Source organism: Streptomyces sp. NPDC005151, assembly GCF_053599875.1.
This window is the reverse complement of record NZ_JBSFYR010000005.1, coordinates 58,852-71,398: the sequence shown is the minus strand read 5'-3', so window position 1 is coordinate 71,398 and position 12,547 is coordinate 58,852. Positions and strand designations below refer to the sequence as shown.

Here is a 12,547-nt window from a genome sequence, read left to right as displayed (position 1 = left end):
CACCCCGCACACCCCCGACCCATCACAGAAACGGAGAGCAGTGGCATGACCGTCGTAGGAGTCGTCGGCGCCGGCGTCATGGGAACAGGCGTCGCGCAAAACCTCGCACAGTACGGCTTCGAGACCGTCCTGGTGGACGTCTCGGAAGAGAACCTGGCCGACGCCAAGGCGGTGATCGCCCGCAATGCCCGTCTCAGCGGCCTGATGGGCGGCCCGACCCTCGACCCCGACGAGATCCTCGGCCGGATCACCACTGCCGTGGGTCTGGACGCCCTCGTCAAGGCCGATTTCGTGATCGAGAACGTCACCGAGGACTGGGAGACCAAGAAGGGAGTCCACCAGGAGCTCGACCGGGTGCTCTCCCCGACCGCGATCGTGATCGTGAACACCTCGGCGATTCCGATCACCCGGGTCGCCTCCCTCGGCTCCCACCCCGAGCGCGTCGTGGGTGTCCACTTCATGAACCCGGTGCCGGCCAAGCCGGTGGTGGAGCTGATCCCCGGCTTCCACACCAGCACGGAGACCGTGGAGAGCACCCGGACGTTCCTGGCCGGCTTCGGCAAGCGGGCCGTCGACGTCAAGGACGCGTCCGGTTTCGTCTCCAACCGTGTGCTCATGCTCACTGTGAACGAGGCGGCGTACCTGGTGTACGAGGGCGTCGCCACCGCCGAGTCCGTCGACGAGGTCTTCCGGGGCTGCTTCGGCCACCCGATGGGCCCGCTGGAGACCGCCGACCTGATCGGCGTCGACACGATCCTCTACAGCGTCGAGGTGCTCTACGAGCACTACGCCGACAGCAAGTACCGCCCCTGCCCGCTGCTGAAGCAGATGACGGACGCCGGGCTGCACGGCCGGAAGACCGGCCGTGGCTTCTATACCTACGGAACCCAGGAGTAAACGATCATGACCACTGTCGCCCTCACCGCCGCCGAGCGCATCACCTCCTTCGTCCGCGGCCGCTTCCCGCAGGCCGACCTCACCCCGGACCAGGACATCTTCGCCCTCGGCTACATCAACTCCCTCTTCGCGATGGAACTGGTGATGTTCATCGAGAAGACCTTCGGCGTCACCGTCCCCAACGACGAGCTGAGGATCGACAACTTCCGCACCGTCGACGCGATGTCGGCGCTCGTCGGCCGGCTGGACGCGTCCGCCTGACCGGCGGCGCACACGAGAGAACCGAGGAGGATCAGCATGACAACCACGGTCGCGTCGCCGCCGGCAGGCGACACGCGGACCGGTGGCCCGGCCGTCGACCGGGCTTCGGTACGCGCGTTCGTCGACGAGTTCGTCGCCCCGTACGCCGACGACTGGGACCAGGCCGGTTACGTACCCGGCGAGCTTCTGGAGCGCCTCGGCGCGCTGGGCCTGTGGGCCCCGTTCCTGCCCCAGCGCCTGGGCGGCCAGGGCCTCGACCTGGTGACCCTGGGCGAGGTGCACGAGGAAGTCGGCCGCGGCTGCTCCTCGGTCCGCTCCCTGCTCACCGTGCACACCATGCTGTCGTGGGCCCTGCTGCGCTGGGGCTCGCCCGAACAGGTGGAGCGGTGGGCGCCCTCGCTCGCCGACGGCAGCGTGCGCGGTGTGTTCTGCCTGTCCGAACCGGGCGCGGGCAGCGACGCGGCCGGCATCACCACCTCCGCCGTCCCCCACCGGGGCGGCTGGCTGCTCAACGGCCGCAAGAAGTGGACCACCGGCGGACAGATCGCCGGCCTCTTCCTGGTGTTCGCCCACACCGGGACCTCGATGGTGGCGCTCCTCGTCCCCAGGGACACCCCCGGGGTGCGCGTCACACCGATCAACGAGATCTTCGGCACCCGGGCCTCCCTGCTCGCCGAGATCGATTTCGACAACGTGGAGTTGGGGCCGGACGCGCTGCTCGGCCCGAGCTCCTTCGCCTCCGGCATGGTGCTCAGCGGCACCCTCGACCTGGGCCGGTACAGCGTGGCCTGCGGCTCGGTCGGCATCGTCCAGGCATGCCTGGAGGCCAGCGCCGGCTACGCCATCCGGCGCACGGTGGGCGGCACCGCGCTGCGCGAACTCCCGCTGATCCGCGCCAAGCTCACCGACATGGTGACCGACGTACGGGCGGCCCGGCTGCTGTGCCATCAGGCCGGGGAGCTCAAGGACGACGGGGACCCGTCGACCATCATGGCCACCTGGGTGGCGAAGTACTTCGCGTCGACCGCCGCCGCCCGGCACTCCACCGAGGCGGTGCAGATCCACGGCGCCAACGGCATGACCCCCGACTACCCGGTGGCCCGTCTGATGCGGGACGCCAAGGTCACCGAGATCATCGAGGGCAGCAACGAGATCCAGCGGCTGACCATCGCCGACGAGGCGTTCCGCGAGAGGACGCCGGGAACAGGAGGAACGCTGTGACCACAGCGATACAGCCGCCGCCCGCCGAGCAGGCGGAGGACCCGTACCGCAAGCCGGCGCGCGGCCGGATCAAGTGCGTGGTGTGGGACCTCGACAACACCCTGTGGGACGGGGTGCTGCTGGAGGACGGTGACGTCACCGTGCGCCCCGGCGTGGTGGAACACATCCGCCGCCTGGACGCGCTGGGCATCCTGCACTCCGTGGCCAGCAAGAACGACCATGACACCGCCATGGCCAAACTCCGCGAACTGGGCCTGGAGAAGATGTTCCTCTGCCCGCAGATCGGCTGGAACCCGAAGTCCGAGTCGGTGAAGACCATCGCCGCCCGGCTCAACCTCGGTCTGGACGCGTTCGCCTTCGTCGACGACCAGGACTTCGAGCTGGCCGAGATGGAGTTCTCGCTGCCCGAGGTGACCCGGATCAACGCCGCGGACATCGACACCGAGCTGCTCCGCGACGAGTTCCGGCCCCGGTTCGTGTCCGACGAGTCCGCGCACCGCCGCGAGATGTACTACAGCCAGCTCGCCAGGGAGGAGGTGGAGAGCGACTTCACCGGCACCAGCGAGGAGTTCCTGGCCAGCCTGGACATGGCCTTCACCATCGCTCCGGCCGCCCGGGAGGACCTCCAGCGGGCCGAGGAGCTCACCGTCCGCACCAACCAGCTCAACGCCACCGGCCGCACCTACTCCTACGACGAGCTGGACGAGCTGCGCGAGTCCCCCGACCACCTGCTGCTGGTCGCCGAGCTCACCGACCGCTTCGGCTCCTACGGCAAGATCGGCCTGGCCCTGGTGGAGAAGGGCGCGCCGGACTGGCGGCTGCGTATGCTGCTGATGTCCTGCCGGGTGATGTCCCGCGGCGTCGGCTCGGTGATGCTCGGCCATCTGATGCGCCTGGCCCGCGATGCCGGAGCCGGCCTGACCGCCGACTTCGTGGAGACCGGCCGCAACCGGATGATGCAGATCACCTACGCCTTCGCCGGGTTCCGCGAGGTGAGCCGCGAGGGCGACCGGGTGGTGTTGGCCGCCGACCTGAGCCAGACGCAGGACGCCCCCGGCTACGTACGGCTGGAGGTCAGGCCATGAACACGGTTGCCGCGCCCGCCGAGGCGTCCCGCGCGGGGAGGCCGGCCGGCGCCTGGTTCCCCTTCGCCGAGCATCCGGGCAGCGACGGCCCACTGCTGTACTGCCTGCCGCACGCGGGCGGTTCCGCTTCCGCCTTCCGGTCCTGGTTCGGCCGGATCGGGTCGGCCTCGCTCCGGCCGGTCCAGCTGCCCGGCCGCGAGACGCGGTTGCGCGAGATCCCGTACGACGCCATGGACCTGCTGGTTCCCGACCTCGCGGAGGCCGTCCTGGCCGACCTGGCCGCGGGTCGGGCAGGCCGCCCGTACGCCGTGTACGGGCACAGTCTGGGCGCGACGATCGCCTTCGAGCTGGTCCGGGAGATCCGCCGCAGGCAGGGGCCGGACCCGGTCCATCTGATCGTGTCCGGCTGCCCGGCCCCCGGCGGCGGCTGGGCCACCGAGGGCGAGGACGACCCGCGGATGACGGGGGCGAGCGACGACGAGGTGGTCGCGCTGCTGCGGCGCATCGGCGGAACCCCGGAGTGGATGCTCACGGACCCATCGGTCCTGCGGCTCATCCTGCCGCCGTTCCGCGCAGACTTCACGGTCAAGGAGTCGTACCAGTACCGTGCCGAACCGCCGCTGACCGTGCCCATCACCGCGCTGGCCGCCGACGGCGACCCCCGCGGGCTGGCCTCCGGCATGGCCGACTGGCAGCGGGAGACGACCGGCCCGTCGACCCTGCACACCCTGTCCGGCGGGCACTTCGCGGTACTCGAGCAGGCCGAGGTCACCCACAGGCACATCGAGCGCGCTCTGCAGAGTGCGGCATGACCACCCTGCACGCCGTCCCGCCCGGCGCGGCGGCGGATGCCGCTTCGGCCGACCGGACCGACGGGACGCTGACCGGCTGGTTCCTGCGGGGGCTCGCCCTCGGCCCGGGCGCCGAGGCGCTCCGGGCCGGGGCGGACCGGGTGACCTACGGGGAGCTGCACGAGCGGGCCCTCGCCCTGGCCGGTGCCGTCACGGCGGCCGTGCCGGGCGGGCGGCCCCGCCGGGTCGGCCTGCTGGCCGCCCGGTCCGCGACGGCGTACGCGGGCCATCTCGCCGCCGGTTACGCGGGGGCGGCCGTCGTCCCCCTCACCCCCGCCTTCCCGGCGGAGCGCACCGCGCACATGATCACCGCGGCCGGGGTGGACGTGCTGATCGTGGCCGCGGAGGGCGAGGCCGTGCTGCCCGCCCTCGCCGGGGTCCTGGACCGCATCCCGGTGGTGCGGTGGCCGTCGCCCCACGCACCCCTGACCGAGCGGCGCCCGGCGGACCCCGACGACGTGGCGTACATCCTGTTCACCTCGGGCTCGACGGGTCGCCCCAAGGGCGTGCCGGTGCTGCACCGCAACGTGGACGCCTATCTGCGGTTCGTCCACGACCGCTACCGCTTCCACCCGGGCGACGTCTTCTCACAGACCTTCGACCTCACCTTCGACCTGTCGGTGTTCGACCTGTACGGCGCCTGGGGGGCGGGCGGCACCCTGGTGAGCGTGCCCCCCACGGCCTACGCGTCGCTGGAGCGGTTCGTCGCCGACCACGGCATCACGGTGTGGTTCTCCGCGCCCAGCCTGATCTCCCAGCTGTCCCGCAGGCCGCGGGGACTGGCGGCGGACTCGATGCCCTCGCTGCGCTGGAGCCTGTTCTGCGGGGAACCGCTGCTGGCCCACGACGCCGTGTGCTGGCAGAGCGCCGCGCCCGCTTCCACGGTGGAGAACCTGTACGGCCCCACCGAGCTCACCATCTCCTGCACCGTCCACCGCTGGGACCCGGTGCGCTCGCCCGGTCGCTGCGTCAACGGCATGGTGCCCATCGGCACGTTCCATCCCGGTCTGCGGTATCTGGTGCACGACGGTGAACTCTGTGTGACCGGGAACCAGATGTTCCCCGGGTATCTGGACCCGGCGGACGACGAAGGCCGGTTCCTGGACGTCGACGGCGCCCGCTGGTACCGCACCGGGGACCTGGTGCGTGAACTGGACGACGGCGAGCTGGCCTGCCTCGGGCGGCTCGACCAGCAGGTGCAGATCCATGGCATACGGGTCGAACTCGCCGAAGTCGAGTGCGCCTTGCGGCGGGTGGACGGCGTACGCGACGCGGTCGTGGTTGCCGCAGACGGCGAACTCACCGCCTACCTGCTGGGCACGGTGCGTCCGCCGGCCGAACTGGCCCGGTCCCTGGCCGAGTTCCTGCCCCGTCCGCTCGTACCGCGCCGCTTCGTGCACCTGGACGCGTACCCGCTGAACGCCAACCGCAAGGTCGACCGCAAGGAGCTGACCGCCCGCGCGGCCCGGCACGCGTGAGGCCCGTTCCGCCCCGGGAACCGGGGCGGAACGGGCCTGGCCGGGTCACCGGTCCCGCGTCACAGCAGGTGGCTGCGGCCCCACCCGCGGGAGAGCCGGTAGGCGGCGAGCACGCCGAAGACCAGGGTGATGGCCAGGCACACCAGGATGGGCCGGACCATCCCCGCACCGTCCCCGGACAGCGCGGCGCGCAGCAGGGACATCGCCCAGTAGCCGGGCGAGAACGGCGCGACGTGCTGGGCCCAGCCCGGCATCAGATCCACCGGCACCAGTGCCCCGCCGAGCGCGCTGATGGAGATGGCCCCCAGGTCGGTGACCATGCCCAGGTCGCCCCGGCTGCGGGCCACGGTGGCCAGGAACGCTCCCATGGACAGCAGGGCGAGCCCCCACACGGCGACGGCCAGCCCCACCCAGCCGATCACGGAGCCGGGCAGGTCCAGCCCGAGCACCACCGAGCCGTACGCCATCAGCACGCATTGCTGGACCAGCAGGACCACGAAGCCGGGCACCATCTTGCCGAGCAGCAGTTCGGCCCGGCCGGCCCGGGTGCTCCTGAGCCGGTCCCAGGTGCGCCACTCCCTCTCGACCATGATCGAGTTGCCCACGACGGCCAGCGCGAAGACCGAGAACATCACCAGCGGACCCGTGACCGCCTGCACGGTCCCGCTGTCCAGGGCCTCCATGTACAGGGGCCTGAGGACGAGCATCAGCACCATGGGGATCGCCACGTAGCTGATCAGCTGTCCGGGGTCGCGCAACCGCAGGACGAGGTTGTGCCGGACGAGCAGTCCGGTGCGCAGCAGGGTGTCAGTCGCCATCGAGCACCGCCAGGGATCGGTAGAGGTCGTCGAGATCGGGCTTGCGGACGTCGACCGACGCCACCGGCCGGCCGGCCCCCGCGAGCATCCCGACCAGGGTGCCCGCCGGGTCGTCGGTGGAGCGGCGGTCCTCGGTTCCGTCTTCGAAGGTGAGCCGTACCTCGCCCGGCAGGCCGGTGAGCAGCTCGGCGGCGGTGCCGCGGGCGATCACGCGACCGCGCTTGGCCACCGCCAGGGTGGCGTCCAGCTCGGTCAGTTCGGCGAGGTAGTGGGTGGTGTAGACCACGGCCGCGCCGTCGTCGGCCCGGCGGCGGACGGTGTCGAGGAGCGCCTGGCGGGTCTCCGGGTCGGCGCCCGCTGTGGGTTCGTCGAGCAGCAGCAGGGCGGGCCGGTGGATCAGGGCGGTGCCGGCCTGGGCGCGGCGCTGCTGGCCACCGGAGAGGAATCCGGCGGGCCGGTCGAGGAACTCGGTGAGCCGCAGGTCGGCGGCGACCTCGTCGACCGCGTCGCGCAGCGGGCCGCGGCGCAGCCCGGAGAGGCCGCCGAACAGCTTGAGATGCTCGCGGACCGTGAACGACGGGTAGAGCGCGAGGTGCTGGGGGGAGACCCCGACCAGGTGACGGGCGGTGTGCGGGTCTTGGCCGGCGACGCTCACGGTGCCGCCGTCGGCGCGGATCAGCCCGGAGACGACCTCCACGAAGGTGGTCTTGCCCGCTCCGTTGTGGCCGACCAGGCCGACGATCTCGCCCGGGGCGACGCTCAGGGTGAAGCCGCCGAGGGCCTCGACATCGCCGTAGCGCTTGGTCAGCCCGGTGACCTCCAGCACGGGTTCGGCGGGCCGCTTCTCGGGCAGCCGCGTACTCCCGGGGCCGGAGGTGCCGCGTTGCGTGGGCGGTGACGGGGACGCTGGGATCTTCATTCGGGCTCCTGTGTGAATGCCCCGCGGTGACACGGGGTGGGGTATCCCCTCCCCCACGCTGCGCGCGGGGGTGCCCCGGGTCGGGGCGAAACGGACCGGACCGTCACTGCTCGCGCGGGAGCGCGCTGACGGTCCGTGGCCGGGCGATCGGCGTCCGGCACGCCCGTCCGCCGCGTCAGCCGGATCCACCGGCAGAGGACCCCTGCCGGCGTATCCGCCCGCCGCGCGGGCGTGGGACGCCGCTCGCCGGTCCGACCCTGTGCCGTGGCGGGCACGGTCCGCCCACCACCGGGCGGAACTTTGCCTGTCACGGCACCGGATCGTCAAGACACTCCTAGACGAGCAGTTCACGGGGTGCGGGGTGGCCGAGGAACGCGACCGGGCTGGCGGTCAGGCCGTACGCGCCCGCCTGGAACACCGCGATCAGGTCGCCCGGTTCGGCCCGGGGCAGCGACACCGCCTTGCCGAGCAGGTCGAGGGGGGTGCACAGGCAGCCGACGACATCGACGACCTCGTCCCCGTCCGGTCCGGCGTCGACCTGGCTGGCGAGCGCGATGGGGTAGTTGCGGCGCAACGCCCGGCCCAGGTTGCCGGTGGCGGCGAGCTGGTGGTGCAGGCCGCCGTCGACGACCAGGTAGACGGTCCCCCGGGACTCCTTGCGGTCGACCACCCGGGTCAGGTAGACCCCGGCCTCGCCGACCAGGTACCGGCCGAGTTCGATCACCGGCCGGGCCAGCGGCAGCCGGTCCCGGACCACGGTGTCCAGCAGTTCGGCCAGGTTCTCCCCGATGGGACCGAGGGCCAGCGGCCGGTCCCTGGCGCTGTACGGAATGCCGAACCCGCCCCCGAGATTCAGGTACCGCACAGGGGCCGGGGCGTGCCCGGCCAGCTCGGCCAGCAGCTCCACCGTGGCCCGCTGCGCCGCGCGGATGCTGTCGGCGTCGAGGTTCTGCGACCCGGCGAAGACGTGGAACCCCTCGAACTCGACCCCGGTGCGGCCCAGTTCGGCGAGCAGTGCCGGCGCCTGCTCGGCGTCCACGCCGAACTGCTGCGGCCCACCACCCATCTTCATACCCGAACCCCGCACCGCGAAGGGTGGGTTGACGCGGAGCGCGGCCCTGGGGCGGACCCCGAGTTCCTCTCCGGCCTTCGCCAACCGGACCAGCTCGGTGGCGGATTCGAGCTCGACGAGGACTCCGGCGGCGACCGCCTGCCGCAGTTCCGCGGCCGTCTTGCCGGGCCCGGCGAAGGCGATCCGGGCCGGTGGCACACCGGTGTCCAGCGCCGCCAGCATTTCCCCCGCCGACGCCACGTCGAGGCCGTCGACCAGGGTGCTCAGACAGTGCAGCACGGCAGGCATCGGGTTGGCCTTCACCGCGTAGCTCAGCTCCACCGAGCCGGGCAGCGCGGCACGCACCTCGGCGACCCGGGCGGCGATCAGGGTCCGGTCGTAGGCGAAGAACGGCGTGCCTCCGGCCCGCTCGGCGAGCAGTCCGGCGGGGATCCCCCCGACGGTCAGCTCGCCACCCGCCACCCCGTGCAGGGCGGGCCCGTACGGCGCGGCGGCGGTGACACCCAGCTCATCCACGGCACTCATGAGCCGGCCTCCGCGAGGCGCCGCAGCTCGACCCGGTCGAACTTGCCGTTCACCGAACGGGGCAGCACGTCCAGCACCATGATGCGGCGCGGCAGCATGTACGCCGGCAGTTCCCGGGCCATGGCCTGGCGGAGCCGCCCGGTGTCGCACGGGCCGCAGACCACCAGCACCACGTGCTGGCCGAGTTGCTCGTCCGCCGCACCGAACGCCACCGCCTCGGTGACCAGTCCGGTGGCGTAGGCCGCCTCCTCGATCTCGGTAGGGCTGATCCGGTAGCCGGACGACTTGATCATCTCGTCGGCGCGGGCCACGAAGTAGAGGAAGCCCTCCTCGTCCCGCTGGACGGTGTCTCCGGACCAGACGGCGAGTTCCTGCCGCACCCCGGGCACGCCGCCGGGCAGGGGCCGGAACCGCCGGGCGGTGGTCTCGGGGTTGTTCCAGTAGCCGAGGGCCACCAGCGCGCCCCGGTGGACCAGTTCGCCCGGCTCACCCGGCATGCAGGGTGTGCCGTCCGGCCGGACCACCAGCACCTCGACGTTGGGAATGGCCTTGCCGATGGAGTCGGGCCGCCGGTCGACCTCGTCGGGGTCGAGGTAGGTGGAACGGAACGCCTCGGTCAGCCCGTACATCAGGTAGGGGCGGGCCTGCGGGAAGTGGCCGCGCAGCCGGGTGAGGGTGGCACCCGGCATCCGCCCGCCGGTGTTGGCGAAGTAGCGCAGTCGCCGGGTGGCCTCCTGCGGCCATTCCAGCGCCGCGAGCTGCATCCACAGGGGAGGCACGCAGGTCAGCCCGGTGACGCCGTGGCGGGCGCAGAGCCGTATCACCTCGCGGGGCAGCAGGTAGTTGGTGAGCACGAGGTGGGCGCCGCGGGCCAATGCGGTGGTGAGCTGGCTGAATCCCGCGTCGAAGCTCAACGGCAGGACGCCGAGCAGGACGTCGTCCTCGGTGTGGGCGAGGTAGGTCGCCACGCTCTCCGCCCCGGCCAGCAGGTTGCGGTGGGAGAGCACCACGCCCTTGGGTCCGCCGGTGCTGCCGGAGGTGTAGAAGACCGCGGCGACGTCCGCGTCGATCACCGCGTCAGCGCCGGGCACCGGCAGCGCACCCGGTTCGCCCAGCCGGGGCCAGGAGGTGATCTTCCAGCGGTCGTCGACCGGCGGCACGGTGGCGGTCTCGCCGATCACCACGAGGTGCCGCACCGAGGTGTTCGGCGTCAGCGCGCCGCGCACGGTCTCCATCCGTTCGGCGGTGGTGACCAGGGCGACCGGCGTGCAGTCCTCGGTCAGCCGGGCCAGATGGCGGGCCTTGAACAGGGGGTTGACCGGCACGAACACCCCGCCGGCCGCGGCGACGGCCAGCACGGCCACCACGGTCTCGACGCGCTTCTCGGCGTACACCGCGACGCGGTCACCCCGCCGCACACCCAGCCGGTACAGGCCGTACGCCGCCTCCGCGACCTGCTCAGCGAGCTCGCGGTAGGTGAGGGTGCGCTCCTTGAACGTCAGCGCCGGACGGTCGGGGGCGCCGCGGCCGACCAGTTGGTCGAGCCGCACGAGCGTCCCGGTCGCCCCGGTCGTGCCGGGCGTCCCGTGAGCCGCCCGTCCGTACGGCATGCGCCCGGCCGGGTCGGGCCGGGCCCCGTCCCTGACGGCCTCGGCCTCGGCCTCGGTCAGCCTCTCACTCATGGCCGACGGGCTCCGCCGGCACGAACTCGGCCACGGCCCGCCACAGGGAACCCACGGTGGCGAAGGTCTCCTCGGTGAGCGCCTCGTCGGGCAGTTCCACCCCGAAGGTGTCCTCCAGCTCCGCGAGGAGCTGGACCACCCCCATGGAGTCCAGGCCCAGTGCCGCCAGGTCGTCTGCGGGGGCGAGTTCACTCGCCTCGGCATAGGGCAGGTGCTGCAGCAGCGCATCCTGGAAAGCGCGCGGGATCTGCAAATCGGCCATGGTGGTCGGTCCCCATTCTCTTCTTCCGCCGGAGTACGTGTGTTCTGCGTATGTGCGCGAACGCGGCTACTCGACCACCGGCCGCTCTCGTCCCGCCATCACGCCACTGCCACTCGGCCCAGTCTCCGCCGTGACCAGCACGTACACCACGGGTGAGGTGACGGCGCGGGCGGTCCGACGGAGAAGGAACAGCGAAGCAGCAGGGAATCGGCATCCGAACGGGGGCCGGACGGAGCCGACGACAGGGGGACGGCGTCAGGGTGATGGTGCGTATGTCCACGATGCGCAGTAAGCGTGTCGTCCGGTTTCGGCCAGTCGACCGGACGACACGATTCGCATTCTTGACAGTGGGAGGTCTCTGCATGATCACGGGGATCACGACCAAAAGCCCCACCGCAGATGGTCTGTTCGGCGCCGCGGCGGCGCCCGGAGTGGCCTCGCCGACGGAACCGACGGACCGCGACAGCGTGGTCGCGGTTTACCAGTACACAACACACCACGGGTCATTGACGCCCACGGCATTGGACCGGGTGGCCACCGAGTTGGGCCTGTCGGCCGGCGAGGTGTTCGCCGCGGCCGCTCGCCTCGTCGAGCTGCGCATGCTGCGAACCGAGGAGGGCGCGGACGGCATCCTGGTACCACTCGACCCGCAGACGGCGGCGACACTGCTGGTGTCGCCGATGGAACGGGCGATCCTCCAGCAACGGGACCGGGCCGACCAGTTGCGGGCCCGCATCGACGCCATCGCGGGCGGGTCGGGAGCGATTTCCGGCCCCCTTGGGGTGATCGACCGCGCGGAGGGCGAGCCGGAGGTCCGGGGGCTGCTCCGGCTCGCCGCGGCCGACTGCCAGAAGGGGGCGGTGGCACTCTGGCCCGGCGTCGACGGCATCTTCGAGGCCTGCTGCGACGCCCTGGGCTCAGGGGTCACGCTGCGGGTCCTCGTCCCGCACCGCGAACGCGCCGACTTCGCGTCCCGGGCCCGGGCCACCGAGCTGGTGGCCCGGGGTGTGGAGCTGCGCACCATACGCGCGGTCTCCCAGGCGGCGGTGGTCTTCGACCGCGTGGTGGGCGTCGTGGTCGCACCGGGCGACGGCGTACTGCCGCCGACCGCGCGGCCCGTGCGGGACGAGACCACGGTGCACTGTCTGGTCGAGACGTTCGACCTGCTCTGGGAGTCGGCCAGCCCGTTCGAACCGCACGAACCGGGCTACGCGGAGGACGTGGTGGACGACTTCCAGCGTTCCATCGCCCTGCTGATGTCCCAGGGACTCACCGACGAGGCGGTGGCACGCAGGCTCGGCATGTCCGTACGCACCTGCCGCCGTCACATCGCCGCCCTGATGCACAGCCTCGGCTCCGTCAGCCGTTTCCAGGCCGGCGTCCGCCTGGCGCGGCGCCTGGCCGTCGACGCGGCGGCCTAACCCCGGCCCGCTGTCGGCCTCCTGCCCCGCCCGGGTCGGAGGCCGACAGGCGTGG

At 72.1% G+C, this 12,547-nt stretch carries 12 protein-coding genes; 7 read left to right on the top strand and 5 right to left on the bottom strand.

Annotated features, from left to right (window positions below; genetic code table 11):
* Positions 1–45: 45 nt before the first annotated feature.
* Genes ACWD6R_RS04900 through ACWD6R_RS04875 form a run of 6 tightly spaced genes read left to right on the top strand, consistent with a single transcriptional unit; the run spans position 46 to position 5,793 of the window.
* The gene (locus tag ACWD6R_RS04900; RefSeq protein WP_451817412.1) at positions 46–897 is read left to right on the top strand and encodes a 3-hydroxyacyl-CoA dehydrogenase family protein; all 852 of its coding nucleotides are present in this window, start codon (positions 46–48) and stop codon (positions 895–897) included.
* Positions 898–903: 6 nt separating this feature from the next.
* On the top strand, positions 904–1,158 hold the full coding sequence (locus tag ACWD6R_RS04895; RefSeq protein WP_451817411.1) for an acyl carrier protein: 255 nt from the start codon (positions 904–906) through the stop codon (positions 1,156–1,158).
* A gap of 36 nt (positions 1,159–1,194) precedes the next feature.
* Entirely contained in the window at positions 1,195–2,379 is a 1,185-nt protein-coding gene (locus ACWD6R_RS04890) for an acyl-CoA dehydrogenase family protein (protein ID WP_451817410.1), read from the top strand.
* On the top strand, positions 2,376–3,464 hold the full coding sequence (locus ACWD6R_RS04885; RefSeq protein ID WP_451817409.1) for an HAD-IIIC family phosphatase: 1,089 nt from the start codon (positions 2,376–2,378) through the stop codon (positions 3,462–3,464). The genes ACWD6R_RS04890 and ACWD6R_RS04885 overlap by 4 nt, the downstream gene beginning before the upstream one ends.
* The gene (locus tag ACWD6R_RS04880; RefSeq protein ID WP_451817408.1) at positions 3,461–4,276 is read left to right on the top strand and encodes a thioesterase II family protein; all 816 of its coding nucleotides are present in this window, start codon (positions 3,461–3,463) and stop codon (positions 4,274–4,276) included. Before ACWD6R_RS04885 ends, ACWD6R_RS04880 begins: the two co-directional genes overlap by 4 nt.
* Complete coding sequence (locus ACWD6R_RS04875) at positions 4,273–5,793, top strand: AMP-binding protein (RefSeq protein WP_451817407.1); 1,521 nt, start codon at positions 4,273–4,275, stop codon at positions 5,791–5,793. Before ACWD6R_RS04880 ends, ACWD6R_RS04875 begins: the two co-directional genes overlap by 4 nt.
* A gap of 59 nt (positions 5,794–5,852) precedes the next feature.
* Here the strand turns inward: ACWD6R_RS04875 and ACWD6R_RS04870 are convergent, their stop codons facing one another.
* The 5 genes from ACWD6R_RS04870 to ACWD6R_RS04850 form a co-directional block, all read right to left on the bottom strand.
* On the bottom strand, positions 5,853–6,611 hold the full coding sequence (locus ACWD6R_RS04870) for an ABC transporter permease (RefSeq protein ID WP_451817406.1): 759 nt from the start codon (positions 6,609–6,611) through the stop codon (positions 5,853–5,855).
* Positions 6,601–7,530, bottom strand: a complete 930-nt coding sequence (locus ACWD6R_RS04865; RefSeq protein WP_451817405.1) for an ABC transporter ATP-binding protein — start codon at positions 7,528–7,530, stop codon at positions 6,601–6,603. Before ACWD6R_RS04865 ends, ACWD6R_RS04870 begins: the two co-directional genes overlap by 11 nt.
* 334 nt (positions 7,531–7,864) lie before the next feature.
* On the bottom strand, positions 7,865–9,127 hold the full coding sequence (locus ACWD6R_RS04860) for a pyridoxal-dependent decarboxylase, exosortase A system-associated (RefSeq protein WP_451817404.1): 1,263 nt from the start codon (positions 9,125–9,127) through the stop codon (positions 7,865–7,867).
* Positions 9,124–10,809, bottom strand: coding sequence for an acyl-CoA ligase (AMP-forming), exosortase A system-associated (locus tag ACWD6R_RS04855; protein ID WP_451817403.1), 1,686 nt, complete (start codon positions 10,807–10,809; stop codon positions 9,124–9,126). Before ACWD6R_RS04855 ends, ACWD6R_RS04860 begins: the two co-directional genes overlap by 4 nt.
* Complete coding sequence (locus ACWD6R_RS04850) at positions 10,802–11,071, bottom strand: phosphopantetheine-binding protein (protein ID WP_451817402.1); 270 nt, start codon at positions 11,069–11,071, stop codon at positions 10,802–10,804. The genes ACWD6R_RS04855 and ACWD6R_RS04850 overlap by 8 nt, the downstream gene beginning before the upstream one ends.
* A gap of 362 nt (positions 11,072–11,433) precedes the next feature.
* Between ACWD6R_RS04850 and ACWD6R_RS04845 the strand changes: the two genes are divergently transcribed.
* Positions 11,434–12,492 carry a helix-turn-helix transcriptional regulator gene (locus tag ACWD6R_RS04845; RefSeq protein ID WP_451817401.1) on the top strand — a complete coding sequence of 353 codons (1,059 nt, stop codon included), beginning with the start codon at positions 11,434–11,436 and terminating at the stop codon, positions 12,490–12,492.
* The last annotated feature ends 55 nt before the right edge of the window (positions 12,493–12,547 follow it).

Excerpts from the sequence above, each read along its gene's own strand:
- ACWD6R_RS04900 (WP_451817412.1), top strand. The coding sequence starts at position 46 with ATGACCGTCGTAGGAGTCGTCGGCGCCGGCGTCATGGGAACAGGCGTC.
- ACWD6R_RS04895 (WP_451817411.1), top strand. The coding sequence starts at position 904 with ATGACCACTGTCGCCCTCACCGCCGCCGAGCGCATCACCTCCTTCGTC.
- ACWD6R_RS04890 (WP_451817410.1), top strand. The coding sequence starts at position 1,195 with ATGACAACCACGGTCGCGTCGCCGCCGGCAGGCGACACGCGGACCGGT.
- ACWD6R_RS04880 (WP_451817408.1), top strand. The coding sequence starts at position 3,461 with ATGAACACGGTTGCCGCGCCCGCCGAGGCGTCCCGCGCGGGGAGGCCG.
- ACWD6R_RS04875 (WP_451817407.1), top strand. The coding sequence starts at position 4,273 with ATGACCACCCTGCACGCCGTCCCGCCCGGCGCGGCGGCGGATGCCGCT.
- ACWD6R_RS04870 (WP_451817406.1), bottom strand. The coding sequence starts at position 6,611 with ATGGCGACTGACACCCTGCTGCGCACCGGACTGCTCGTCCGGCACAAC.
- ACWD6R_RS04865 (WP_451817405.1), bottom strand. The coding sequence starts at position 7,530 with ATGAAGATCCCAGCGTCCCCGTCACCGCCCACGCAACGCGGCACCTCC.
- ACWD6R_RS04860 (WP_451817404.1), bottom strand. The coding sequence starts at position 9,127 with ATGAGTGCCGTGGATGAGCTGGGTGTCACCGCCGCCGCGCCGTACGGG.
- ACWD6R_RS04855 (WP_451817403.1), bottom strand. The coding sequence starts at position 10,809 with ATGAGTGAGAGGCTGACCGAGGCCGAGGCCGAGGCCGTCAGGGACGGG.
- ACWD6R_RS04850 (WP_451817402.1), bottom strand. The coding sequence starts at position 11,071 with ATGGCCGATTTGCAGATCCCGCGCGCTTTCCAGGATGCGCTGCTGCAG.
- ACWD6R_RS04845 (WP_451817401.1), top strand. The coding sequence starts at position 11,434 with ATGATCACGGGGATCACGACCAAAAGCCCCACCGCAGATGGTCTGTTC.